The following is a 25,158-nucleotide window of genomic DNA, read 5'->3' on the forward strand; positions in this document are numbered from 1 at the left end:
TCGAGTCGAGCTTTGTCGGCGGCCAGCCGCTCGTGCTCGGGCGTCCCCGGTTGGGATTCTCCGAGCTGGACATACGCGGCCAGTCGTTCTCGGGGTACATCGGTTTGCGGTGGACCGTCTTGTGCCGCGAACTCGGCCGGTCCAGCCTCCACATCGTTCTGCTGGGGCGGGCCCAACGCTGTTTGCATCTGGGTAACCCGGGTGTCGGCTGAGTGATAGCGGTTCACCGCTTCGGTCGCCATCCGGATCTGCGTGGACAGGTCCGGATAGACCTGCCCGCTCGCCGCGTTGTTCGCGTCCATCAACGCGGCCAGCCACTCCTTCGCGGCATCGAAGTGGTGGACCAGCAGCGTGAGGCGTTCTCGGGGAACGGTCGTATTCGTCTGCCGCATCGCGGCCACCAATTCATCGAGGTGGCCGAGCATGTGCTGCAACTTCCGATTACGTGCCCTGTCCGCGTCCGTCGCCGCGGTGTCTTCGGTGGCGGCATCGAGTTCGGCCGCGATGCCTTCGCGCACCAGCCGGAGCGCGTCCAGGTCGACAGTGGCCAGTAGGCTGAAGAAACCGAGACTCGGCCGGGCCTCCGTCGGCGCGTCGCGCAACTCGGCCAACACTTGCTCGACCCGTTCGTCAGCCGCTCGGTGACGGTTCACGGCCTCCACCGCAAGCCGCTTCTGGTCTTCGACGCCCGGGTACACCTGGCCGTCGGTGGCATGGTGCGCGTCCATCAGGGCCGCCAGCCACTCCGCGGCGGCATGGAAATGGTGGACCAGCGGGCGGAGTCGATCCGATGCGACGGTCTCTTCCGTTCGACCCAGCACCGCACGCAGCTCGTCGAGGTGCCCGAGCATGTCGTCCAGTCTCCGGAAGCGGGCCACGTCCGCGGGTTCCGCGGCCACACCCGTATCGAGGATGGCGGCATCACGTTCGGACGCGACGCCCTCGCGAACCAACTCCAGCAGTCCGGGATCGACGGAGGCGAGCAACTGCTGCACCAATGACTCGTCCTCGGGCGGCACGGGACTTTCGGGTGCGGCGGGCTGGTTCTCGCCGGTGATATGGCCGGAACTGTGCGGGTTGGGGGTGCCTTTGTCGTCGCCCGCAGGCGTGGAGTTCGACGCGGATCGGGAGAACTTCGAGGAGCCCCGGTGGGCGTCCGGGCTGTGGTCGTGCGCGCCCGCCGGTGGAGCGGGGCTGGTAGCCCCATGCCGTAGCTGCGAGGACGAGCCCGATCGATCACCGGTGCCGGTCTCGGTCGTCACGCCCATCCTGGCCTGGTGCTTGTCCAGCATCCGAACCAGATCGTCGAGGACGAACAGAGGTGTGCCATCTCGTCCGGGAGTCGTGAACTCGGGTTCCTTACCCTGCCGGTACGCGGCTCGAGCGTCGGCGCTCATCTCACGCCACTTCCCGGACAGCCTTGCGACAAAGCCGTCCGGCGCGATACTCGGGATGAATCCTTGGTCGGCCGGAATCGAGCCGCGGTTGTCCGGCGGGGCCGGTGTCACGGCGTTTTCTGGCCAGTCCCGAAGTGCCTCCGCGACCGTGTGGCCGTTCAGCAATGCCCGTAGCGCGAACACCGGATGCGTCGGATCCGTCGGCGCGCTCCGACCGAAGGAATTGGCCGCCTCGGCCAGTGCCTCCGCCGGATTGAAGACAGGCTTTCGGCCCCATCGGTCCCACTTCGCGGGAATTTCGTCCCCGGGGATGAAATCGGCTGCCCGCCCGCCCGGCTCGGTCCTAGGGTCCTGCTTTTTCTCACGACTGTAACCATTGAGCTGGTTCAGCCATTCGTCGAATCGGGCGTCCGGGGGAAGAGCTTTTTTCTGTCGCAGTCCGACAAAGAATTCGTATAAGTATCCGAATGCTCTCGGAGCCAGCTGATTCCGATAATCTTGCTTTTTGTCGAACCGGGCATCGGGGTCAAGTATCCCTGTAGTCCGGAGCTCCGCGAGCTCGGCATATCGTGATGGGCTGATCGGTGGTGCGCTCTGCCCGCGTACTTCGTCCGGATCGCGTAGATGGGCCAACTCATGACGAAGAGTGTCATATACGGGATCGCCAGTCGGGGCCGCTTTCCAGCCACTATCGAAATCTGCCTCTGCCGCTTGGGCGAAATATTCCGGGTTGGCCATGTAGTTCTCATTGAGAAATACAATAATTTCCTGCTCGCCCAACATGGTGTCAACGGCGGCGAAGGCTCCGTGCGCCATTGGGGTCACGATTATCGCCGCAGGGCGGATCGATGGATCTTCGGCCACCGCATCGACGATCGCATTCCGGACGGACGACGCTGATTGGACGGGAATTCCCAGCTTGTCCAGTCCTAATACATCGATACCCAGGGTGGTCTGCACCTGTGCCGCGATAGCCTGATTGACACCCGGGTCGTACTCCGGTTCGGCAATCGTCATGGCGGGGTCGAGTGGCTGCGGTGCTGTCGAATCGGCCTCGGCGACTTCTCGGGTATCCGCACGATGTTGTTCGAACGGTTCCGCGCCGACCACGCCCATCTTCGTGGTCAACCTCTCGTGCATGGCACGCATGATGGGTTCGACTCGATGCGGCTCGGCGCCCGGATCGACGTCGTGGTACCGGACCGTCGTGCTCCCGTCCACCGTCCTCAGTTCGAGAGTCAACCGACCGGGCTCTCCGCGGACCGGGTTGAGCTCGAGCGTGACCATGACGCCGTCAGCCGAGGGACGGGCGTTGACGACGTTCACCCAGTAACCGATGCCGTACCCGGAGAACACCTGGTCCGCATCGAGACCACCTGCACGGATGAGGTCCTCGGCCGACGTGGTCACCGCATCGGGGCCCAACAACTGTCCTTGGTTGCCGCCGCCGAACTCGACTCCCGTGAGGTCCATCCCACGAGTCGCCAGATCGAACGTGATCTGGGCGGCGGGCATCGGATTTGTTATCGAACTCCGGAATCCTTCCGACCAGAAGTCCAGCCTGTTGAGCTGACCAGACGTCATCCAGCTGACGGTCACCGCCGCAGTCTTCTTCCCTTCTCGCAGGAACGCGGCGTGCAGGTGCATGTGGAGTACGTCTCGGCCTCTCGCCGTGAGGTAGTCGCCGGCCGTACTCATATTCAAGGTCTCACCCAGATGATCCTGAGTGGTGTGCGGCAGGTCGCCCGGCCCGACGAACAGTCCCTCAGGATTCACCGTGAGCGGGATGACAGCGGCTTGCGCGTGATAGTCGGCGACGGGATCGTCCGGGACGATTTCCTCGTACTCGGTTTTGCTCGGCGTAACCGCGTCAGCAGGTGTGGTCGCTGATTGCTGGGCCGTGGTGCCGGACGGGGTGGTCGGTGAGCCGTGGCCATAGGGACGCAGCGGATTGTTTTCGTCGTGATGGTAGACGCGGGGGTCGGGTCCGACGACAACGCGCCTGAACCGCCGGTTCCGGGCAGGGCGGTCAAGGACCGCATCAAGATCGACATCGCTGTAAAGGTGCGGATCGGGGCCCGGGGTTCGTGTGGCACCTCCAAGCCGATTCGCTGGGTTGGGGGATTGCTCGGTGTCTGTACTCCCGCCCAAGTCGACGTCCCTTGCCCGCGCCTCCGTCACCATCGCCGACCGGCCACTGACACGCAGTTTGTGTCCGATACGGATCAGATGGGTGCTGACTGTGGCCGATTTCATGTCCATCGCCTCGGCGATCTGCCGATTCGTCTTGCCCTTTGCGACCAGGCTGAGGACTTCGGTTTCGGTCTCGGACAGGACGTCGCGACCGGGCACAGGATTGGGTGCGTCTTGGACGGTGTCCGCGAGTGGGAGGACGCGTGCCTGCAGCGCACGCCCTACCATTCCCGCTCGGTCGCGGATACCGAGTTTGCCGCCGATGCGATTCAGGCGGTTCTTCACTTCGTCAGGCGACAACCCGACGGATATGCCGATCTCCTTGTTCGTCATGCCTTCTGCGACCAAGCCGAGCACTTCGATCTCGGCTTCCGACAAAGGATCGTGGTGTGGCACGGATTCAGGCTTGGTGAGGGAAAGGATGCGTGCGTGCGTCGCACGCGCCACCATTCCGGCGCGATCACCGATGCCGAGCTTGTCGCCGATGCGAGCCAGGTGCGTCTTGACGGTCTGCCACGACAGGCCGAGTGCTTGCCCGATTTCTTTGTTCGATCTGCCCTCTGAGACCAAACCCAGGACCTTGATCTCCTGTTCAGTCAGCTTTCCCGGCGTCTCATGGAATTGCGCCGTTATATCCTGCGCATCGAGCACACCTGCGGCTTCGGCTGCCGAAATGATCGCTGGTCGGCCGCGAACCCCTAGCTTGTCACCGATCTCCTTCAGGTAGAACTTCACCCTGCTCTCGGATCGGTTCAGCCGCTGCGCGATGGCACTGTTCGACAAACCTGAAGCGATCATACGAATCAGTTCGACGTCTTGTTCGGCTAAGCCATGATCGACCGAATCCTCTCCGCGAGCAACGATTCCCGGCTGTCTCTCCGGTTCGGTGGGCAGCGCCGGGGCGGCAGTCGACTGCGTCTGTGGTCGGCCTTCGGCGAAATCCGTCGTGGTTCGGCTTCTGACCTCACCGACCAGGGCCTTGGCTGAGACTTCGTCCATATCGATGAGCGCGGCGGCCGTCAGGCTGGCGCCGGTAGATTGCTCCAACGCGGCCGCTGTGGAGTCGAGTCCACGCCAGTACCTGCGTTGCAGCCATCGGCGCGTCGCCTCGGGCAGTTGCGTCCAGCTCGCCTCGAACGTTTCCCTGCGCATTTCTGCGATCAGGCGAAACTCTGAACCTGCTCCGGAGACCCCTCGGCCTTGTAGCGACTCGAGGACGCCGTCGCGGATCTGTTGGAAGAATCTGTGCTTGACGACATCTTCCGCGATATGACGCAACCATTCGCCAACGTCCTGTCCCTCGGCGACCGGCCACCGCCTTCTCTCCGCGAACTGGAACACCGTGCGGTTGATCTCTTGGGCCAACTGCACCAGTTGCTCGTCGCCGGGATTCTTCGGGGCGGTTGGAACACCGAGTACCTGGCGCACATGCCGGAAGGTCGCTACTCCGTGCTCCTCCCGCAGCTCTTGGAACGCCGTTTCCTCGCCGTTCTGTGCTCGCTGCAACATCGTGGGCGTCTCGGCCGAAGACCCCGTCGCCTGCGAGTCGAGTTTCACCGGGTCGGCGCCAGGTTCCGGCAGGTCGATGGTGTGCATTTCGACCGATTTCTCGGTCGCTCCGCTCTCCGCTGCGAGCTTTGCGCCGACCGGCTGCGGACCGACGTTGGCGGATGCCACGTCTTCACCCGTTTCGGCTGCCTGCCTACGCTGCTCGAGATCGGTGATAATCGCGTCGACGAATTCATCGAGAGGCAGCGTTCGGTCGTTGCGCTCGGTCATGTCCAGCTGACGCAGCCCGCTGCGGACATCCACGTCCCAGAACGGGTAGATATTGAGTTCCACCACGGAGTCACCGGACCGGTAGACGGTGGGCTCGGCCACAACGTTGCGAAGAGAGGCCTGCAGTCGTCCGCGGTTGATTCGCGCTCGGTGGCGCAATCCGCGATCGATGTCGTCCTGTGCGGCGTCCGCGGGGGCACCGAGATGATTGAGCGGCGCCAGCGCCTTGGCGATCTTCGGAATATCACGATAGCGGACCGCGATAGCCAGTTCGCCGGGAACGTTCAAACGCAGGTGGCGTACCGGTTCGATGGCGTCGGCCAGCCATTGTGGCAGCTCGTGCGCTTCTCGTATTTCGAAGCTGGATTCACCTACCGCGACCCGTACTAGGCGCTCGCCCGGCTCGCCGGTTTCCTCTAGCACTATCCGGACCGAGTCGTCGTCGCTGTTCTCCAGCGCGGTCACCACACGCTCAGCGAGTTCCAAGCCCGCGTTGTCGACCTTCTCGGCGGGCCAGTCGAACAGCAGCTCGATCAATTGATCCCAGGCGTGCGAGCCTGCCTGCAACCGCGCCGATTCACCCCGCAGGTCCGGATTCTGTGCCCGCACGATGAATTCGGTCTTCGACGGTGCGGGGTCCATGGCCTCGTTCGGATGCGGAAGCGACTGGTGCGTGTCGCCGTCGTCGGACTGCTCACCGTGGGGTGCGGTTTCGCTCGGCAGTCGCTTGTCCGCGGGATCGTCGGAAGTCGCCCGGGGGTCGTTGCCCGCGTCCGGCGTGTGATCGCCGTCCGACTGGATCGGCGGGATTACGTTTCCGGTTGGAATGGATTCGTCGGCTGGAGCGCTTGGGCGTCCTCCGCTGGGATTCCTGTCGGACTCGGTGGAATCCGGGTCGTCACCGCGTGGCCCATGCAGCTCGAACCAGGTCGATTTGCCGTTCTCGTGCGTGGTGGCCCCGTGGGCGTCCGACATCATGGCGACGAACTCGCCGCCGCGGCCACGTTCGGCATCCCAGTCCGGCATGCCGGTTCGCTCCGGAACGACTGTGCTGTCGTCGGTGACGGTGAATCGGGTTTTGCGGGTGTCGTCGGTATCCGTTGCCGTGGCGACGACCGCGACCTTGCCCTCGGTCCACCGCAGGGCATTCGCCACCATCTCCGAGATCAGCAGTTCCGCGGTTTCGATCTGGACTTCGGTGAGCCAGGGGAGCTTCTGCGGCAGCGACCTCACCCATCGCCGGGTCTTCGCGGCGGGGGCGACTCGCGGGCCTTCGTCACCGATCTCGCCGATCGCTTCGCCGACATCGCGGACGACGAACTCCTCGTGGGCCAGCGGTGCGGACGGCTGGTTGCGCTTGCGCGGCTTCGGCTTCGGCTTCGGCGTCGGGAGCTGCGCCGGTGGCTCGGGTGACGGCTGTGGCGGTTCGGGTGGGGGCGGTGGTGGTTGTTGTTTGCGCGTACGTTTGCCCCGTTTGGGTTCGTCTGGATCGGCACCCATTCGGGTGACCAGGCGCTTCCGCTCCGTCTTCTTCGGCGGTGGGGCAGGTTGCAGGTGTGGGACTCCGCCGACGGCCGGCAGGCGGCTGGGGTCGTCGCTGTATTCGAGAGAATGCGGGTTCAGTTGCGGGGCAGCGGGTTTCTGGGGCGCACCGGGGACGTCGGGGCTCGGTTCGGTCGCGTACCGGGATGGCATCGAGAGTGAGTCGGGCGTTTTGCCGAGCCCGGCGTCCAGATTCGTTTCCGGCGCGGCCATATGGCGATCCGACAGGGGGTCGGTGATATCCGGAGCGCGCGGTGAGGTGGGACCAGGGGTGTTCTCGGGGTCGTCGGGGTTTTGGACGAGGCGCCCCAAGCCGACGGAATCGTTGGGCAGGGGAGTCAAAGAGGGGGTGTGCGGTATGACGGGTATCGCGTCGGCGGGTGGTTCGTCCTCCAGCGGGTAGGAGACGCCGGGGATGACTACGTAATCCCCGGCGGGCTTCTTCTGGACGCTGTGTTCCCGCGGGTCCTGTTGGACGCTGTGCTCCCGGGGGTCTTTTTGGATGTTGTGTTCCCGGGGGTCGTCCACGACGGTGCCCGGTGGGGTGGGGAACTCCTCTGGATCGGCGTCGGGTTCGTCGTCGCCCGGTCGGCCGGTTGCGGCCGCCGGGGCTGTCGCGGCGGAGTGGGGAGTTTCTCCGGGATCGGTCGGCAGGAATCCCGTTGGCGAAGTCGATGCTGTTGGCGAGTTCGTCCGAGCGACAGAGTTTCCCAGATCCGCTGACGGAAATCCTGCCGCTGCCGCCGATGCCGTCGGCGCGTTCGTGTGGGCGGTAGGGCTGTTGGCATTCGGTGTGTGGCCCGCCAGTGGTGCCGCGAGCGGGCTGGTGCCGCCCGAACTGCGCGTGCCGCTGGACGTTGTCGGCCCAACAGGCGGTCTCGGCTCGCCGGTGTGCGAGGTATTGCTCGCCGCCGGGGATGCGGTCGAGGGGGGAACGGGGTTTCGCGGCTCCGCCGTGGCGGAGGCATACCCTGCGGGGTCGGTGTTCGGTGTCGGAGTACTGGCCTGTGCGACCGGATTCTGCGTATCGGAACCAACAGGTGTCGCGGGCGCGGCATCCGGAACGGACGGTGCGTGCCCCGCCACGGCGTCTTCCGTTCCGGCGTGCGTCGAGGGCGGTGGTGTGGTGTCCGCGGCCGGTATCGGCGCTTCCACCGATGGTGCGGCGGTATCCGCACTCGCTGGTAGTGAAGTCTGAGCCAGCTCCGCTTCCAGCTTGGCGATCTCCGCGTCGAAATCGACCCTGTGCAGGGGCTGTCCCTCGTGGGTGGTCGCGCCCTCGTCCAGTGTGCCACCGGCCGGTCGGGGCCCCGCCATGTCCGGAGAGGCGTTGCCCGCCGACTGTTCCGGCGCGACCAAGTACATCTCTCCGGCAGGTCCGTGTTCGACCATGAGTGGGCTCGCGTAAGAACTGCTGCCGTCGTCGAGAAGGACTTCCGTGCCCGGCCGGGTAGCGGACCCTTCGGCGGTCACATTCATTCCCCGCTGCTCCGGGCGCACCTGAGGATCGCTGATCTGCGCCTGGCGGGTCGGCATCGGTGTGGCCGAACCGCCTTCGGGATGGGCGGCCACGGCGACACCGCCTCGTGTGGTCTCGGTCATGTTCCAGCCGGACCATCCGGTGCCGCCACCGCGCGACGACGAAGGCGACGACCCTCCCGACGGGTAGTCGGGCGTGCTCCTAGGTGCGATTCCGCCGCCGCCGTCCAGCGACTGGCCAGGGCCCTCGCCGCGTAGGATTCGGGCGATGGCGTCGTCGACCATGTCGCGGAGGATCTGATCGCCCTCCGCCATCCTCGCCTCGGACAGGTTCTCGGGCCGGTCCATCGAACCATCGCCGGACTCGGGATGCCTCGCTCGCGGTGCGTCCACGTCACTGGTGGTGGACGTGGACTCGGGCGTCGCCGTCTGTGTTTGCGGCGGACGACCATCCCCGGGCGCGGAAATTCTGGCTGATGGCGCCGCGTCGGGGGGCGGCCCCGAATCGAGAGAGGGCACCGGTTCGGTCGAACGCGCGTTCGCCCCGGCCCGCCCGGCGCGCACCCCCGCCCCGATCCCGCCGACGAGGCCGGAGCCGAAACCCGTCCACACCATGGTGGCCAGGTCTTTGCCGCGCAGGTCGCCGCCCGTCAAACCCCACGCGGTCAGCCCACCCGCCAGACCACCGGCCATACCGCCCACGCCGCCGGCCGCCACGGTGCCCAGCACACGCCCGCCCGCTTTGATCGCGAAGGGCGCGACGCGACGACCGACCTCGACACCGACCAGACCACCGGCGGCGCCTGCCGCGGCTCCGATCCTGACCTTCTGCCAATCCACCTTCTCGCGGTGGCCCTGTGCGATCTGGACACGTTGTGCGACATAGGGCACTCCGCCGCCGATCACCGTCCCGAAGAACACGCCCTTCGTAGCCAGCATCAGTTGCGGATGCTCCGCGACGAACCGCGCCGCCCTGCCCAATATGGTCAGAACCAAGTCGCGCTGCGCGAGTTCCATCCCCGCCCTGGCCTCGGCGCGATCGGAGATCGCCTTCACGATGCTGCCGGGCGGCGGCATGGCCATGTCGATGATCCACTGGGCCAGCAGCGCTCCTCCGATGCCGATGAGGACGTACTGCCCGTACTCGGTATCCGTGGCGTTGGCGTACAGTTTTCGGGCCATCGAGTTGTTGAACTCGATCTGCGCATGGATCTGGTCGAGGATCTTGCGATACTGCGTCTGTATTTCCGTACCGGTCTCGCCCTCGACCGCCTCGTCCAACCGCTCCAACGCCGCTTGGAGCCGATGCGCCACCGGCATAAGGGCGTTCGCCGCGTCCGACCAGGCGTCGGCATCGCGCCGCATCGCCTCCGGGTCCCCCTCCGGAAAGTGTCCCAGCACCATGCTGGTCAGCCAGTCGGGGAAATAGTCCGGGATCTGCACCATCAGGCGCTCGATTGTCCGCGGGCGTGCTCGATGACCAACCGGTGCAGTACTTTCGCGGGCCCGCAGGCGCGGCTGCCACGCAGTTCGACTTCGGTGAACGCTTCCACCACCGCCGCACGGGGATCGAAAAGGTCACCGCAGAAGCACGCGCGGATCAGCTGCGCGCGCCACTCCCGGTAACCGCGCACGATCGCGGCCAGCGTGTCGCCGCGATCCCAAGGCCCGCTGATGCGCCGGTACTCCATGAGCAGCGAGCGTTGCGCCGACTGCCGCACATGGCGGCCGGAGGCCGCTTCGAGTATCCGGCCGAGGTCGCGAACGATGGTCGAATACATCGGGCGGTCCGCGGATCCGGCTACGCGCTCGCCCGAGCCAGCCGCGGCCTCGACCTTTTCGGCGAGGAGTACTGGATTGGCCGCCGCTACCCGGTCCAGCAGAATCCACCCGCCGGTGACCGCGTCCGCTGTGTCGTCGGACGCGCGATTCGGCACCACGCGCGACACCGTGCCATCCCGCAGGTCGGTGATCTCGATCCCGGCCGGTCGAATGAAAGGATATTTGCCGAGGATGCCGTCGACGGCCGCCGAGATCTCGTCGACCGTAGGTTTCGACACACCGGAGTCTTCGAATCCGGCGATCCGGAGGCCGTGGCGAGCGGCCAGCGCCCGCGCGGCGGCCACGGCATCCGGGTCCGTCCGTACCCGGGAGTGCTTCGCTTCCGCCGGTGCCGGTTTCGGCTTGCGCGCTTTCGGGTCCTTGCCGGGTTTCGCCACGTCGGGCCTCGGCCGCTTGCGGCGTGGCGGGAAGGCCTGATTCTGTGCCGGACCGCCCGGGCTGCGCGACCACGGCGTGCCGGATGTGTTTCGCATCCATGGCGAATCAGCGGGCGGCCTCGTCCATCGGGTCTCCGGCGTACGCGGGACGGCCGCGGGTCCGGACGCGCCGGGCTTGGATGTCGCCGCAGGGGATGGTTCGGCGGCGGCAGGTGTGGCAGGGGCCGGTGATGTCGGGTTTCGCGCGGCGTCTCGCGCCGTTGGCGTCGCCCGGTCCTGGACGGAAGGTGTCGAGGGGAAGTTGGCAGACGGCTCCTGCCCGGACGAGTAGGGAGTACCGGCCGGGCCGTAGTCGCCGGGGTTCGTCGACCCGGGCGCGATCGGGTTGCTGGTCGGTTGATAGCCGGGCTGTCCTGTTCCATGTGCGGCAGTAGGGCCACTCGACGTAGCGGTAGGGGTGTCGACCTGGGTGGCGGGGTTGTCGGCTTGGGCGGTGGGGTTGTCCGCCGAGGTGGGCGCAGTGGTGTCGCCGGCGGATCCCGGCTCGGTGTTCGGCGTGGAGCCGGACTGCGACGGCACCGGACTCCGCGACTGCGGCTGGCCGTAAGGAGTGTTGCTGACCGGCACGGAGTCGAACGGGTTCTGCTGGCGGAGCCGGGAGCCGCTGTTGTGGTCCTGGTCGTGCAGCGCCTCGCCCGCGTCGGCGACGCTACTGCTCATCCCGTGCAGATTGTGGACCAGGTTCTCGAAGCCGGTGATCCCTTTTTCGGACGCCGGCTCGTAGCTGTCGCCGAAGGCCCGGCCCGGCTCGTCGTCGCCCCAACATTTGCCCTCGGCGGCGAGTCTTTCCTTCAGGCGCGCCAGTTCTCCTTGCGCGGCGTCGGCAATGGCGGCCAGTTCAGGAGTGACGGCTCGCAGCAGGTCCGTGTCCACCCGCAACGATTGAGCCATGTCCCGGTAAACCCTTCACCTGCGTCAACGACACCGAGAGAGAACATTGTCCGCCAGGATCGTTCCGGCCTCGTGTGCTTTGTTCCCGAGGTTGGGAAAGAACCTTCGCCCTCGTCGTGCCGGACCGAGCCCACGCCGGGTCGCGATCAGGCGGGCAGGGGCGTGTGATCGCGACAGCCGGGTGCATTGTCGCGTTCGGTGATGCGGACGTACAGCCGGAGCAGCACCTCACGCAAGGTGATGCCGAGCTCGGCGGCGTGCATGGCGGCCAACTCGAGCGCGAGGTCGCTGGCGAGTGTGCCGGGATCGCTGAGCATTTCGTCGAGCACCATCCCGCTGACGGCCTGCTCGCGGGTAAGAGTGACTGTCGGCAGCCAGCTGAGTTCCCAACCGGTGTCAGAGGAATAGGGGAGCAGCCGCGCCGTTTCCGGGGTGATATCGCTGGTGATGATCGAATCGGTGATGTCGAGTGCCATGATCTGCTCTCATTCACTCTGTTCGGTATGACGCGGGACCCGCCGGGCTCGCCCGGAGTGCGGTGACCCGCGCTCGGCCACGGCGCGAACATGATGACTTCGTCCGTGCCGGAATTACTCGGTGCACTAATGCTCAGGGAAGGCGCGAGCGTCGAAGGCGGCGTTGTCGTGCAAGGCAACGGATGCGGCCGGCTCGGCTCGGCTCGCGCGGTAACGAGGTATCCGTATCCGGCACCTCCTCGAGTTATCGAGCCACCGAACGCGGCAGGCGGGAAAACCCCTGCGGCGAAGTGAATTGCGGTGGCCTCGAGAACAAGGCTAGGTAGTGACACCTCATGCTGTCAACGAAGCTTTAGCGCTTCGTGACGATATCTTATGAGCAGTTCTGCTCGACAATAGTCATGCGGCTCATAACATGTCGCTGGTCGGCGGAAGTTGCGCTCTCCGCTACCTGGTGGAGTCCGAAAAGCGTGTTTGTGAGCGTCTTCGATCCTGCGGCGGCTGGACATTGATCATCCAGCCGGATTGCTGGTTGACAACGAAATTCGGCGAACGCGATACATCCGACACCGCTTGACACTTGGTGACTAAAATGTCGCATCGTGATACTCCGTGAGCATGCGTATGCAAGGCGCAGAATGGGAGGCGCGGAATGGCTGACTCGGGCTCGGACGAGCAGGTCGGCAACCTGGTCCGCAGGCTACGACTGGAGCGCGGTTACACCCAAGCGTCGCTCGCCACCAGAGCGGGCTGCTCCCGCAGCCTGATTCAGCAGATCGAGAACGGCAGCAGGATTCCGCCGCTGGCGCTGCGCGAACGTCTGAGTCTGGCGCTCGGCGCGGAGTTGCCGACCGATGGCAGCGCCGATCCCGCGACCGATCCGACCAGCAGCGCCTACTACGACCTGCGGATGCGATTCAACGTCCTGCTCGGCAAGGACCCTCAATTGGTCTCGCGCGCACTGAGTATCGCGCAGAGCCTGATCGATGCCTCCGGAGCGCGGGCGGAGATCGAGCCGCTGCGCCTGGTCGCCGATCGGCAATTGGAGCGCGCCGAGGAGATCCTCGCGCAGATTCCCTCGCGCAGCGCGACGGTATGGGAATGGAATACCGTCACCGACTGGCTGACGATCCTGGAGCAGGCCACCACGTCGGTGCGCGCGATTCACACCGCGGACCTGGGCACGATCGGCGGCGACGTCGGCGACGACTATCACGCGGCGATTCTGCGCCTGGCCGACACGACCCACCCACCGAAGATCGATGTACGGCGGATGTATGTGCTCGACGACATCTCGGACGTCTGGCCCTACGACGACAAACTGTGGAAGCAGGCCCGATCGGGCGTGGAAAGCGTGCTGGTCAAGCGCGAGTATGCGCGCAACGCGCAGAGCATGCTCGTAGTCGATGATCGCTACGTCGCGGTGGGCGAGTACGACTACTCGCGTCAGGCCCGGGTCGCGACGCGCTTCTCCGCGCTGAAGCACGATGTCGCGTTCGCGGTCCGGCGGTTCGAGAAACTCTACGACCTCCGGCGCGCCGGTTCGGCCATCGTGGTGGACCAGATCGTCGCGCAGCCGCCGCTGGCGGAGTTCGAACGACTCACCGAGGGCAACTGCCGCAGTCTGTTCCGCGCCGCACTCCAGGAGAAATGGAACACCATGCCCGCACCGGGAGACTCTTCAGAAGGCGAGGTCCCGTGACTCAGAGCCAGGTGCTCATCGATCCGCTCGCCGACCTGGCGAGGCTGACCAATCGCTCCGAGGCCAGGAAACGTGAAGTGCGCGGCCACCTTTCGAGAGACACCTGGTTCGCCGGGACCGGTGGCCGCCGCTACTCGGGCGTCATCGACGCCTACCACGGCGAAACCGGCCGGGCTCCGGACGCGCACGCGGTCGCGGCGCTGGACCGGGCATGGCGCGAAAGCCTGCACATCGCACCCCCGGCGGAGTACCTCGACGGCAGGCTCTACGACAAGCGGCAGCCGTTGATTCTGCGGGAACTCGCGGCCCGCAAGCTGTTCGAGCGCCTGTCGCATCCGGTGGAAGGGGTGCCCGGCGTCCGGGTGCGCCCGGAGGAGGTGATCGTCTGCCCGTACTCGAGCACGATGTTGCTCGAGGAGGCGGTGGCCACCCTCGCCAGGCCGGGCGGGGTGATCGTGTGCCCGGAGGGCTTCTACAAGAGTTCCAGCATCCACGTGGAGAAATTCGGCTTGCGAATCGTCTCGTGCCCGGTGGCTCCGGACGACGCGTTCAAGATCGATCCGGCACGGCTGGCCCGCTGCCTCGCGGAACTGCGGGCGGCGGGCGAACTGTGCGGCGTGCTGCTCACGCTGCCGGGCAACCCCGTCGTCGCGGATTACACGGCCACGGAGCTGGCGGAACTCGGGCGGGTGCTGCTCGACTGCGGTGTTCCGGTGATCTGCGACATGGCCTTCGACCGGCTGGTGGCCTCGCACATCCCGATCGCGGCACTGCACGTGGAGACCGAGCAGGGCATCCGGCGGCTGTACGACGTGGTGCTGACCATCACGGGGAACTCGAAGGGCTACAACGCCTTCGGCCCGTGCAAAATGGGCGCCGCCTGCACCGGCGACGGCGCATGGCTGGCGCGGATCAGGGAACGGCTCACGATTTCGTTCCAGCGCGAGACCACCCATCTGGCCCGCGCCATCCTGGAGCACACCTCTGAGGACTACTTCGACCGCAATCACGCGCTGATGCGCGCGCAGATCGATCGGACATGCGGCCGGATCGCCGCGATCAACACCCGGCTGGGAACCGACGTGCTGCGACCGTTGGGCAACCCGGAAGGCATGTTCGTCTCGGTGGTTTTCGATCGCGCGCTGCTCGACAAGGCGGGCGTGCACACGAGTGCGCAGGTGGAGGACCTGTTGCTCGCCGTGGCCGGCGTCGACAGCGTCGCGCTGGACCGGACCGGCTCGCTGCGTCCCGGTGTCCGGTTGAACGTCCTCGCTCCGCGCAAGGCGCCGCGGCACGAGTCGCCCGCTTTGATCGAGGAACTCTTCGACCGGCTGGAGCAATTGATTCGCGACATCGTCGGCGGGCTCACCTATCGCGACGCGCTCGCCGATCGCGGCCTGACCGCTCTGGTGGCGGAGCCCGGGGCCGCACGATGATCGTCGGAGTGCTGCGCGAGACCGCGTCGCGGGAGACTCGCGTGGCGCTCACCCCGGACGAGGTGCGCACGCTGTCGGCAGCGGGACTCCGCGTTCTCGTGCAGGAAGGCGCGGGACAAGGCGCGGGTTTCGCGGACGAGGACTACAGCGCGTCCGGGGCGGTCGTCCTCGAGGATCGCGCGGCGGTGTTCGAGCGCGCGGGCATCGTCGTCTGGGTGAAACCGCCCGCGTTCGAACTCGACTCGATGCCGCTGCGCGCGGGGACGACGCTGCTCGGCTTCCAGGATCCGCACCACCGGCGCGACGAGATCGACCGGTTGCGCCGCCGCGGCATCGAATCGGTCGCCTTCGACGCGGTGCCACGCGACGACACGACCACCGAGTTCGACGCGCTGTCCACCATGAGCCGGATCGCGGGCGCGGTGGGTTACGCCGAAGGCAGGCGGCTGCTCGCTCCCGGGCGGCTCGCCCGCCCGGTCCGTGCCTTCGTGCTGGGGTGCGGGGCCGCCGGTCTCGCCGCCATCGCGGCCGCGCGCACGTTCGGCGACGAGCGGCCGACGGCGGTCGGCAACCGCATCGAACAACGAGTGGCTGCGATCGGGGCGGGCGCGGGGAAATTCGTGCCGAACCGGGACGACAACGCGGCACTGCTGGACACGCTCGCCGCGACGCCGCCCGATCTGGTCGTCTGCACGGCCGTGCACCGCGGATGCCCGGCGCCTCGCCTGCTCGGACCGGCGGCGCTGGAGCTGCTCGGCTCGGGAACCGTGATCGTCGACCTGGTGGCCAAGGCGGGCGGCAACTGCGTCGCGACCGTGCCGGACAAGACGGTCACCCTGCCCAACGGCGTCGTCGTCACGCATCGCTCCAACTATCCGGCGGATCGGCCGGGCTCGGCCAGCCGTGCCTACGGCGCCGCGACGGCGGCGATGGTGCTGCGAATAGCCGGGCAGCGCGGCGAAGTCCCTTGACGCTCGATGAGAACGTGTTCTAATTTTTGGCATGCGCAGATTTGACGGCCGCCGCGTGGTGGTGACGGGAGCGGGATCCGGCATCGGTCAGGGCATCGCCCTGCGGCTGCTTGACGAAGGGGCGCAGTTGGTCGCCGCCGACATCGACGCGGCGGGCCTGGCGGCCACCGCGGAGAAGGCGGGCGACGGCGCGGAACGACTGCGAACGGTAGCGGTCGACACCGCCGACCCGGAGTCGGTGCGCACCGCGACCGCAGCGGCGCTGGAGTTCCTCGGCGGACTGGACGTGCTGGTCAACGCGGCGGGCATCCTGCGGCCCGCGCGCACCCACGAGATGCCGCTCGAGGTGTGGGACCAGGTGATCCGGGTGAATCTCACCGGCACCTTCCTGATGACCCAGGCCGCGCTGCCCGCTCTGCTCGATACCGGACGCGGCGTGGTGGTCAACATCTCCTCTACCGCGGCCTTCAGCGCGGCGCCCTACCTCGCCTCCTACGCGGCGTCCAAGGGCGGCGTGAACGCCTTCACACACGCGATCGCCCTGGAGTACGCCAAGCAGGGCTTGCGCGCGGTGAACATCGTTCCGGCCGGCATCACCAGCGGTATCACGACGAAGTCCATCCTGGATCAGCCCGAGGGTTTCGATCCGCAGCTGTTCTCCCGGATGACCGGATGGCTCAACGGGGGAGCGCTGGGCAGCCCGGAGGACATCGCCGGGGTGGTCGCGATGGTCGCCTCCGACGACGGCAAATACATGACCGGCACCGAGATCCGGGTCGACGGCGGCGCGCTGATGTAGTCAGCGGGGCGTCGCCACCAGCAAATGGTGCGGAATCGGCGTGCGCGCGAGCCTTCGTTGCTCGACGGTGCAGCCCGCCTGTTCCAGCGCCGCGACCACCTCCGGGACCGGGCGCAGGGTGAACCCGTACGACGTGAACGGAAGCTTCGCCATCGCGTCCGGATCGCCGATGCCGATCACCAGACGGCCGCCCGGCCGGACCACCCTGGCGAGTTCGGCGCAGGCCGCAGCCAGGTCCGGCACGAAGTACACGGTGTTGACGGTGATCGCGGCATCGAGGCTGTCGTCCGGCAGCGGCAGCGCGGTGAGCGAGCCCTCCGCCAGCCGCAGGCGACCGGCATCGATGTCGCTGCCGTGACTCGAGCGCGCGCGTGCCAGCATGTCGGCGGAGATCTCCACGCCGTGCACCACGCCTCCCGCGCCGACCCGCTCGAGCAACCGGGAAAGCCCCGCTCCACCACCGAACCCGACGTCGGCCACGGTGCCGCCCGGCGCGACGGCGGCGGCCTCCACCGCCCCCGTAATGGCGGGCTTGTTGCTGCGATTGAGCACGAAGGCGACACCTTTGCCGAGCACGCCGTGGGGATTCCCGAGTTGACCGGCGAGTGTGGACAACAGACGGCCCCGAACCGAGTTCATGCGCGTCATCGTATCGACCCCCCACTGTGCCGGGGGGCGCGGCGAATACCCGAATACTGTTCTCTCCGGTATCCGTTCGGATACCGCGTTGCCCAGCGAAAGAGGACCACGATGCGTCGGCCGATGACCCTCCTCGCCGCGTGCGTGCTGGCATTGCTGCCCGCTCAGCCCGCGTCGGCGGCCGGGCCATGGGGTCCGCTCGCGCCGCCGAATCCTTTCATCGGGCCGACCGGCACCGCCACCATGCACGGTGACGCGGGGTCATCGGACGCGACACCGCTCGCCGGTCCGGACGCCCGCGCCGCGGCGATCGGCGCGTACCCGCTGGCCTCGGCGTGCCCCACTCTGCTGGAGGGATCGGACCGACTCGTGGTCGCCCTGTGCACCGCGATCGCGGGACAGACCCCGACGGTGCATTTGCTCGATCCGGCGGCGCCGGGCCTGTTGGCGCCATCGCTCGCCGCGCTGCCGTTGACCAAGGGCAGTCTGCTCGGCGGTGTGTACGCCTACCTCGATCAGGACGACCGTCTGGTGGTCGTGGACGGCACCGACCGGTTGCTCCGGGTGCGGCACGAGCGTGACGCGGCGGGAGCGTGGCGGCTGATCAGCGAAGAGTCCGCCGACCTCGGGTCGGTGATCCCGTCGGGGGACAACGTGACGGGACTCGTTCCGGACTGGTCGGGCAACGTGTGGTTCGCGACCGGCCGGGGAGTGGTCGGATTCGTCACCCCGGCCGGGCTGGTCACCGCGTTGACGCTGCCCGCGGGGGAGCAGGTGGCGAACAGCATCTCGGCGGCTCCGCGTGGACAGGTCGCGGTGGCGACGACGCACGCGCTGTACGAACTGCGCGTCGGCCCGTCCGGCGCTCCGGAGATCGCGTGGCGCGCGGCCTACGACCGGGGATCGGCGCGCAAGCCGGGACAGCTCAGCTGGGGCACCGGGTCGACGCCCACCTACTTCGGTCCCGAGACCGGTGCGGACTATCTGACCATCGTCGACAACGCCGACGGGCAGGTGCATGCCTTGGTATTCCGTTCCGGAACAGGCGAATTGATGTGCACGGTTCCGGTGCTCGGCGAAGGTGGGGCCGGAAGCGAGAATTCACCCGTCGGCATCGGCCGCTCGATCTTCGTGGCGAGCACATACGGCTACCCGTATCCGGCGCTGCCCGAGGGGGCGGGGCCCGCGTCGCCGCCGAATGCTCCGTTCACCGGGGGGATGACGCGAGTCGACGTCTCCGCTGACGGATGTCACGTGATGTGGGAGAACGAGGTTCGGAGTGCCGCCGTTCCGCGGCTGTCCACCGCCGACGGCGCGCTCTACACGGTCGCGCGCGTCGGCTCCGATCACACCACGCCCGTGGACGGGTACGCGTTCACCGTTCTCGACCCCGAAACCGGTGCGGTCACCGCATCGCATCCGCTGCCCGGCACCATCGTCGACGATCCGCTGGAGACCGCACCGTTGATCACACACGACGGCCGTCTGTTGCAAGGCACGGTCACCGGGATACTGCGCGTCGGTTGAGTCCCCTATCACCTTGAAGGTGATTCGGGTCACTTTCGCGGAGGGATTCGAGTCGCGGACTGCCGTTGCGACGGTCCGGTTCGGGCGTTGGAGTGCGGCATGGCCGTTGCGTCGACGGTGACGTGGGTCACTCCAAGTCGGGTGTCACGGCGTCGATTTCGCGCGGTTCGACGCTCGGTAACGGCAGGTGAGGCGAAGATCACATGCCTCGTTATGGTTGCGGCTCCGGTGCTGAATCGGACGTGCCGAGTGGGTGAACTGGATCCTTTTCACTCACTGGTTAATGCGGAGCCTGTCGGGGAACTGCCCGGTCTTCCCGGCGTGCCGCTATGTCTTTACCCGGTTTATTACCGCGTAAACAAACTTCTGGTCTCTTTCCATTGGGCGGTGACCAGCAACCGTCCTTTCGTGCAAATGAACGTGCAGGTGGGAAGGGGTGTCAGCAACCATGGAGGGGTCTATCGAAACGCTCCGCTAACGCCCGAGGCGAGTTCCGATTCATTGCCGTGACGTATTCCCCGTGACTATTCCGGCGGAGTCGCCGGAGCGGTGCCCGGTCGCCGAAATCATGGTCGCCCGGGTCGCATGCGGTTAGCTGGCACGGGGCGAAAAGCTGCTGCCGCAAGGGTTTGCTGGGGTGCTGCTTTATACGCTTGACCTCGACAGGCAGGGTTGCGTAGGGATAACGGTTGTGTAGAGTTGACGGTAACGCTGGCCGCAGCTAGAGCAGCGACTCGCTGCGGCCAGCGGAACTCAAATGGGGGACTTCCGAACCGATCTGGCGCCGCTTAGCTGCCGATTGTCCCAGTCACTTCACCTAGCGTGTGCTGAATGTTGGCTGCGTCACAGTGGTCAGATGATCGCCCGATGACTCGGCACCCGGCTTCGCCTGCTCCGTGACCGCGCGGCGTCCCACCCCGAACACGTACACCAGGAACAACGCCTCGGCAGTGAATCCGATCGCGATGCGAATCGGTGTGGGCAACGGGCTCGGCGTCACGAAACCTTCGATGAAGCCACAGACCAGCAACACTCCGACCAAGCCGAGCGCTACGGTCGCGGTCGCCCGGCCCTGCCTGGCCACCGCCTCCACCCGGCTGAGCCGACCCGGATCGATCAGCGTCCAACCGAGTTTCAGGCCGACGCCGCCCGCGACGAACACCGCGGTCAGCTCCAGCGTGCCGTGCGGAAGGATGAAGCCGAAGAACGAATCCAGCCGCCCCGCATCAGCCATCAGGCCCGCGCTGACACCCAGGTTGAGCGCGTTCATGAACAGCAGGTAGACCGCGGGCAGGATCAAGACGCCGGTGAACAAGGCGATCGCCGTCACCCATGCGTTGTTCGTCCATACCTGCGCGGCGAAGGCCTCCTGCGGATGCTCCGAGTAGTACGTCTCGAACGCGCCGCCCGGCGCGGTGAGGCTCCTTGTGTCCTCGGGAATTCCGAGCACCTCGCGGGCCGAATCGAACCGGTCCACCCAGACTGCCAACCCGGCCGACACCGACAGGAACACCGCGGCGACGCCGACCCACCACGGCCATGCCCGATAGAGCGCCGCCGGGAAACGGTGGCTGAAGAACCGTCCGATCTCCTGCCAAGTGTCGGCTCGCGTGCCCAGCACCCGGCCGCGCGCACGTGCCAGCAGCGCGCTCAGCCCGGCGATCAGCTCCGGGTCCGGGCTGTGTGACTGCAGCCGCGCCAGCTGCTGGGAGGTGCGGCGGTAGAGCATGACGAGTTCGTCCGCCTCCGCGCCGGTGAGCTTGCTCCGGTTGGACAGGTAGTCGAGCCGGTCCCACGCCCTGCGGTGCGCCAGGCTGTATGCGTCCACGTCCATTCGGTTGCCTCCCACTCCCGCCGGTCGCAAGAATGCTATCGACATGGCTGAGTTCACCACCGGCGAAGCAGTGGCCCTGGAACTGCCGATCGCCCGCATCCCCACCAGGGCCACCGCGTTCCTGATCGACGTGCTGGCCCAGTGCACGCTCGGGTTCGTGCTGTTGTTCGCGATCGTCACGTTGCTGCTGCCCGCGGGCGTCGACTCGGCCTGGTTGGACGTGGTCGCACTGGTGACCATCGTGACCGTGCTGGTCGGATACCCCGTGACCTGTGAGACCGCTTGGCGGGGACGAACGCTGGGCAAGCTGATGCTCGGGCTGCGGGTGGTGCGCGAGGACGGCGGGCCGATCGATTTCCGGCACGCGCTCACCCGCGGCCTGGCGGGCGCGATCGTCGATTTCTGGATGCTGGGCGGGTTCGGCGCCATCGCGGTGCTCACCTCGATGTGCTCGCCGCATGCGCGGCGGATCGGTGACGTGCTCGCCGGCACCGTGGTCGTGCACGCGCAGCGCCCGCTGCCGCCGCCCGCGCTCGCGATCGCGCCGCCGTGGCTGACCGGCTGGAGCGCGCAGCTCGAGCTGTCCGGACTACCGGAAGATCTGGCGCTGGCGGTGCGGCAGTACCTGACCCGCTTGCGCACCCTCACGCCCGCGGCGCAACACCAGCTGGGGACGGCGCTCGTGGCCGAGGTGTGCGGCCGGCTGCGCGTCGCGCCACCGGCCGGTTGTCCGCCGTCGCAGATTCTCGGCGCGGTCATCGCCGAACGGCAGCGCCGGGTGCTGCCGTGGCCGCTGTACCCGGTATTCCCGCCGCGCGCCGGTCAGCCGTTCGCCGCCACGTAGTCGTCGATCTCGCGCAGATAGGCGTCCTGCCGGGCGGGCGTGATCCACGAGGCACGGAAGGAGTTCCGGGCCAACTCGACCACCTGATCGGTCCCGAGACCACCTTGCTCGGCGAGCGCGAGGTAGTTGTCGGCAACGTAGGCGCCGAAGTACGCGGGGTCGTCGCTGTTGACCGTCACCGTCAGCCCACGGCTCAGTAGACCGACGATCTCCTCGGCTTTCATCTGCGCCGTGACGAAGGAGTTCGACACCGGACAGCAGGTGAGCGCGATCCCCTTGGAGCAGGCCAGTTCGACCAGACGGTCGTCCTCCACGATGTTGGTGCCGTGGTCGAGGCGGTCGACGGCGATGTCCTCCAGCGCCTGGCGGATGTGCTCGATCGAATCCGGCTGGTCGATGTCGCAGTGCATCGTCAGCAGGAACCCTTCCGCGCGGGCGCGCTCGAAGACGGCGGCGAACTTGCTCGGCGGGTTGCCCCGCTCGTCGGAATCCAGCCCCACACCGAGGATCCAGCTCTTGTACGGCAGCGCTTCCAGCAGCGTCGCCATGGCGTACTCCGCGGAATGGTCGCGCAGGAAGCACAAAATCAGTTCGGCGGATGTCCCCAGCTCTCGCCGCGCCCGTGCGATCGCCGACCGGTATCCGCTGATCACCGTGGGGAACGGGACTCCGCGCCCAGTGTGCGCCTGCGGATCGAAGAACAACTCGGCGTGACGCACGCCTTGGCCGTGCGCTCGGCGCAGATAGTCGAAGGCGAGGTCGTGGAAGTCCTCCGGGCGCTGTAGCACGCGCATCGCGGGGTAGTAGACCTGGAGGAATGACGTCAGGTCATGGAATCGGTAGGTCTGCTCGACCTCTTCCACGCTCTTCTCCGGCAGTTCGATGCCGTTGCGCCGGGCGAGGCGGAACTTCAGCTCCGGCTCCAGCGTCCCTTCCAGATGCAGATGCAGTTCCGCTTTGGGCAATCCGCGGACGAAGGCGGCGAGATCTGAGGCCATGGGGTCATGATCCTCCTCGGCGGGTGCGCGAGGACGCGCTTCGACGAGACCGCGGGGCCCGGCGGAAAAGACTCAAAGGGCTCCGGATTGTTTCAGCTCCAGATATTCGTCCGCCAGGGCCTCCGGCAGTTGTTCCGGAGACGCCGCGACGACCGCGATCCCGGTGCGCCGCAGCGATTCCTGTACCAGCGCGCGTTCGGCGAGCACGGATTCGGCCGCGGCCGCGGCGTAGAGGTCGGACAGGCCGTCGCGCCGGGTGGCCGCCGCGGCGACATCGGGGTCGGTCACCGAGACGATGAGCACGCGGTGCCGTTGCGCCAGGACCGGCAGCACAGGCAACAGGTTCTCCTCCACCGCGGCGCCGTCCAAGCTGGTGAACCAGACGACCAGGCTGCGCCTGCGAGTGCGCTGAATGGCCGCTCGCACCAGTCCGGCGCTGTCGGTGTCGACGAGGGCGGGAGTGATTCCGGCCATCGCGTGCATCAACTTCAGCTGGAGACCCTTTCCGCCGACACCTCGGACCTCGGCGCGCGCTCGGCGGTCGAAGGCGAGCAGGTCGACCGAATCCCCCGCGGCGGCGGCGAGACCGCCGAGCAGCAGGGCCGCCTCGATGCTCGCGTCCAAGCGCGTACCGTCGCCGACCCGGCCCGCGCTGACCCGGCCGGTGTCCAGCAGCATCAGCACGTGCCGGTTGCGCTCCGGCCGCCAAGTGCGGACCAGGACGTCGGTGGCGCGGGCGGTGGCGCGCCAGTCGATCGCGCGCACGTCGTCACCGGCGACGTACTCGCGGAACGAGTCGAATTCGGTGCCCTGCCCGCGCAGGTTGGCCAGATTGCGACCGTCGAGGTGCTGCAACCTTTTGACTTTCGACCGCAGCAGCCGTTCGGCGCGGAACGCGGGCAGCGCCCGCACCCGGGCGGGCACGTCCCGCCTCGTCTGCCTGCCCGCCAGTCCGAGCGGGCCGAGCAGCCGCACCGTGATCCGGCCCGCGACCCGATCGCCGCGGTAGGTGGGCGTGAGCGTGGTGCGGAGACGGACCTTGGTACCAGGGGCGAGATCCAATACGTGCGCGCCGTTCTCGGCGCGTGCGCTGTCGGGCCAGTCGTCCCACACCGTCCCGCGCAGCCTGCGGCCTCCGGTGTTGACCGCGACGAGTTCCACCTCGGCGGAGCGGCCGAGCCGCACCGTGGTCAATGCCTCGCGGGACAGCGACAGGTCGCGCGCCCGCCCCACCGCGCCGAGATCGACGAGCAGCCCGGCGGCCAGGACGCAGGTCACCACGACCACGCCGACCACCGAGGGCAGGACCAGGGTGACGAACAGGGCCGCCACGCCTGCCGCGGCGGCCAGCCGACCGGTGACGACCATCGGCTACACCGGGACCGGTACCGACAGCAGCAGCGACGACAGCACGCCTTCGGTGGTCACACCGTCCAGTTCGGCCTCCGGGCGCAGGTGCAGGCGGTGCCGCAGCACGGCGACGGCGACGGTCTTCACATCGTCCGGCGTGACGAACCCGCGCCCGTTGAGCCAGGCGAACGCGCGGGCGGCCGCCATCAGGGCCGTCGCGCCACGGGTCGACGCGCCGTGCTGTACGGCGGGCGAGATGCGGGTGGCCCGGCACACGTCGACGGTGTAGGCGAGCACCTCGGGGGTGATCGTGGTCTGCGCGATCGCGGCGCGGGCGGCGGCGATGTGCGCCGGGCCCGCGACCGGACGCAGTCCCGCGGCGGTGAGGTCGCGCGGATCGAAACCCGAGGCGTGGCGTTGCAGGATGCGGAACTCGTCGTCGCGACCGGGCAGGTGGATGTCCACCTTGAACAGGAACCGGTCCAGCTGCGCCTCCGGCAGCGGATAGGTGCCCTCCTGTTCGATCGGATTCTGGGTGGCGACGACGACGAACGGATCGGGCAGCGGCCGTGGTTTCCCGTCCACCGAGACCTGGCGCTCCTCCATCGACTCGAGCAGGGCCGACTGGGTCTTCGGCGGCGTGCGGTTGATCTCGTCGGCGAGCAGCAGGTTGGTGAACACCGGTCCGTGCCGGAAGGTGAACTCGGCGGAGTGCGGATCGTAGATCTGCGACCCGGTGACGTCGCCGGGCATCAGGTCGGGGGTGAACTGCACCCGCGCGTGCTCCAGGTCCAGCGCCGTGGCCAGCGCCCGCACCAGCAGCGTCTTGGCCACCCCCGGCACGCCTTCGAGCAGGACGTGGCCGCGGCACAGCAGCGCGAGCACCAGGTACATGACCGCGTTGTCGTTGCCGACCACCGCCTTGCCGATCTCGGCGCGCAGAGCGTGGAACGCGGCGCTCGCCTGCTCGGCCGTCGGGGTGGTCTCGGTGCTGGTCATTCCATCTCCTGTGGTTCGCGGGC

At 67.4% G+C, this 25,158-nt stretch carries 14 protein-coding genes (1 of these 14 only partly in view); 6 read left to right on the top strand and 8 right to left on the bottom strand.

Annotation, left to right across the window (positions count from 1 at the left end; genetic code table 11):
- The 3 genes from ACFV2O_RS02735 to ACFV2O_RS02745 all read right to left on the bottom strand — a co-directional run.
- Window positions 1–9,836: the beginning of a LuxR C-terminal-related transcriptional regulator gene (locus ACFV2O_RS02735; protein WP_379250156.1), read on the bottom strand. Its footprint begins 21,619 nt before the window's first position; the window shows 9,836 of its 31,455 coding nt (coding positions 1–9,836); the start codon lies at window positions 9,834–9,836; the stop codon falls past the left edge of the window.
- Window positions 9,836–11,560, bottom strand: a complete 1,725-nt coding sequence (locus ACFV2O_RS02740; RefSeq protein ID WP_379249685.1) for a hypothetical protein — start codon at window positions 11,558–11,560, stop codon at window positions 9,836–9,838. Before ACFV2O_RS02740 ends, ACFV2O_RS02735 begins: the two co-directional genes overlap by 1 nt.
- 146 nt (window positions 11,561–11,706) lie before the next feature.
- Window positions 11,707–12,036: a hypothetical protein gene (locus ACFV2O_RS02745; RefSeq protein ID WP_379249687.1), complete on the bottom strand. Its 330-nt coding sequence runs from the start codon at window positions 12,034–12,036 to the stop codon at window positions 11,707–11,709.
- Window positions 12,037–12,688: 652 nt separating this feature from the next.
- Here ACFV2O_RS02745 and ACFV2O_RS02750 point away from each other — a divergent pair.
- Genes ACFV2O_RS02750 through ACFV2O_RS02765 form a run of 4 tightly spaced genes read left to right on the top strand, consistent with a single transcriptional unit; the run spans window position 12,689 to window position 16,944 of the window.
- A complete protein-coding gene (locus ACFV2O_RS02750) occupies window positions 12,689–13,738 on the top strand; it encodes a helix-turn-helix transcriptional regulator (protein WP_355073368.1) in 1,050 nt (349 codons plus the stop codon).
- Window positions 13,735–15,174, top strand: a complete 1,440-nt coding sequence (locus tag ACFV2O_RS02755) for a pyridoxal phosphate-dependent aminotransferase (RefSeq protein ID WP_379249689.1) — start codon at window positions 13,735–13,737, stop codon at window positions 15,172–15,174. Before ACFV2O_RS02750 ends, ACFV2O_RS02755 begins: the two co-directional genes overlap by 4 nt.
- A complete protein-coding gene (locus ACFV2O_RS02760; RefSeq protein ID WP_379249691.1) occupies window positions 15,171–16,145 on the top strand; it encodes a hypothetical protein in 975 nt (324 codons plus the stop codon). The genes ACFV2O_RS02755 and ACFV2O_RS02760 overlap by 4 nt, the downstream gene beginning before the upstream one ends.
- A 31-nt stretch (window positions 16,146–16,176) precedes the next feature.
- Window positions 16,177–16,944, top strand: a complete 768-nt coding sequence (locus tag ACFV2O_RS02765; RefSeq protein ID WP_356963256.1) for an SDR family NAD(P)-dependent oxidoreductase — start codon at window positions 16,177–16,179, stop codon at window positions 16,942–16,944.
- Here ACFV2O_RS02765 and ACFV2O_RS02770 read toward each other — a convergent pair whose 3' ends face one another.
- Window positions 16,945–17,583 carry a class I SAM-dependent methyltransferase gene (locus ACFV2O_RS02770; RefSeq protein ID WP_379249693.1) on the bottom strand — a complete coding sequence of 213 codons (639 nt, stop codon included), beginning with the start codon at window positions 17,581–17,583 and terminating at the stop codon, window positions 16,945–16,947. It lies immediately after the preceding gene.
- A gap of 111 nt (window positions 17,584–17,694) precedes the next feature.
- Between ACFV2O_RS02770 and ACFV2O_RS02775 the strand changes: the two genes are divergently transcribed.
- Complete coding sequence (locus ACFV2O_RS02775) at window positions 17,695–19,110, top strand: hypothetical protein (protein WP_379249695.1); 1,416 nt, start codon at window positions 17,695–17,697, stop codon at window positions 19,108–19,110.
- Between the two features lie 817 nt (window positions 19,111–19,927).
- On the opposite strand, the gene ACFV2O_RS02780 is transcribed toward ACFV2O_RS02775, so the two are convergent.
- Window positions 19,928–20,944, bottom strand: coding sequence for a stage II sporulation protein M (locus tag ACFV2O_RS02780; protein WP_379249697.1), 1,017 nt, complete (start codon window positions 20,942–20,944; stop codon window positions 19,928–19,930).
- A gap of 43 nt (window positions 20,945–20,987) precedes the next feature.
- Between ACFV2O_RS02780 and ACFV2O_RS02785 the strand changes: the two genes are divergently transcribed.
- Entirely contained in the window at window positions 20,988–21,788 is an 801-nt protein-coding gene (locus tag ACFV2O_RS02785; RefSeq protein WP_379249699.1) for an RDD family protein, read from the top strand.
- On the opposite strand, the gene add is transcribed toward ACFV2O_RS02785, so the two are convergent.
- The 3 genes from add to ACFV2O_RS02800 all read right to left on the bottom strand — a co-directional run bounded on the left by add (window position 21,767) and on the right by ACFV2O_RS02800 (window position 25,135).
- Entirely contained in the window at window positions 21,767–22,786 is a 1,020-nt protein-coding gene (add, locus tag ACFV2O_RS02790; RefSeq protein ID WP_379249701.1) for an adenosine deaminase, read from the bottom strand. The genes ACFV2O_RS02785 and add overlap by 22 nt on opposite strands.
- Window positions 22,787–22,858: 72 nt before the next feature.
- Window positions 22,859–24,154, bottom strand: coding sequence for a DUF58 domain-containing protein (locus tag ACFV2O_RS02795; protein WP_379249703.1), 1,296 nt, complete (start codon window positions 24,152–24,154; stop codon window positions 22,859–22,861).
- Window positions 24,155–24,157: 3 nt separating this feature from the next.
- A complete protein-coding gene (locus ACFV2O_RS02800) occupies window positions 24,158–25,135 on the bottom strand; it encodes an AAA family ATPase (protein WP_379249705.1) in 978 nt (325 codons plus the stop codon).
- Between the last annotated feature and the right edge of the window lie 23 nt (window positions 25,136–25,158).

Source organism: Nocardia sp. NPDC059691 (assembly GCF_042733915.1).
Taxonomy (GTDB): domain Bacteria; phylum Actinomycetota; class Actinomycetes; order Mycobacteriales; family Mycobacteriaceae; genus Nocardia; species Nocardia sichangensis.

Coding starts and splice junctions, on each gene's coding strand:
- ACFV2O_RS02740 (WP_379249685.1), bottom strand. CDS start 11,560: ATGGCTCAATCGTTGCGGGTGGACACGGACCTGCTGCGAGCCGTCACT.
- ACFV2O_RS02745 (WP_379249687.1), bottom strand. CDS start 12,036: ATGGCACTCGACATCACCGATTCGATCATCACCAGCGATATCACCCCG.
- ACFV2O_RS02750 (WP_355073368.1), top strand. CDS start 12,689: ATGGCTGACTCGGGCTCGGACGAGCAGGTCGGCAACCTGGTCCGCAGG.
- ACFV2O_RS02760 (WP_379249691.1), top strand. CDS start 15,171: ATGATCGTCGGAGTGCTGCGCGAGACCGCGTCGCGGGAGACTCGCGTG.
- ACFV2O_RS02765 (WP_356963256.1), top strand. CDS start 16,177: ATGCGCAGATTTGACGGCCGCCGCGTGGTGGTGACGGGAGCGGGATCC.
- ACFV2O_RS02770 (WP_379249693.1), bottom strand. CDS start 17,583: ATGAACTCGGTTCGGGGCCGTCTGTTGTCCACACTCGCCGGTCAACTC.
- ACFV2O_RS02775 (WP_379249695.1), top strand. CDS start 17,695: ATGCGTCGGCCGATGACCCTCCTCGCCGCGTGCGTGCTGGCATTGCTG.
- ACFV2O_RS02780 (WP_379249697.1), bottom strand. CDS start 20,944: ATGGACGTGGACGCATACAGCCTGGCGCACCGCAGGGCGTGGGACCGG.
- ACFV2O_RS02785 (WP_379249699.1), top strand. CDS start 20,988: ATGGCTGAGTTCACCACCGGCGAAGCAGTGGCCCTGGAACTGCCGATC.
- add (WP_379249701.1), bottom strand. CDS start 22,786: ATGGCCTCAGATCTCGCCGCCTTCGTCCGCGGATTGCCCAAAGCGGAA.
- ACFV2O_RS02795 (WP_379249703.1), bottom strand. CDS start 24,154: ATGGTCGTCACCGGTCGGCTGGCCGCCGCGGCAGGCGTGGCGGCCCTG.
- ACFV2O_RS02800 (WP_379249705.1), bottom strand. CDS start 25,135: ATGACCAGCACCGAGACCACCCCGACGGCCGAGCAGGCGAGCGCCGCG.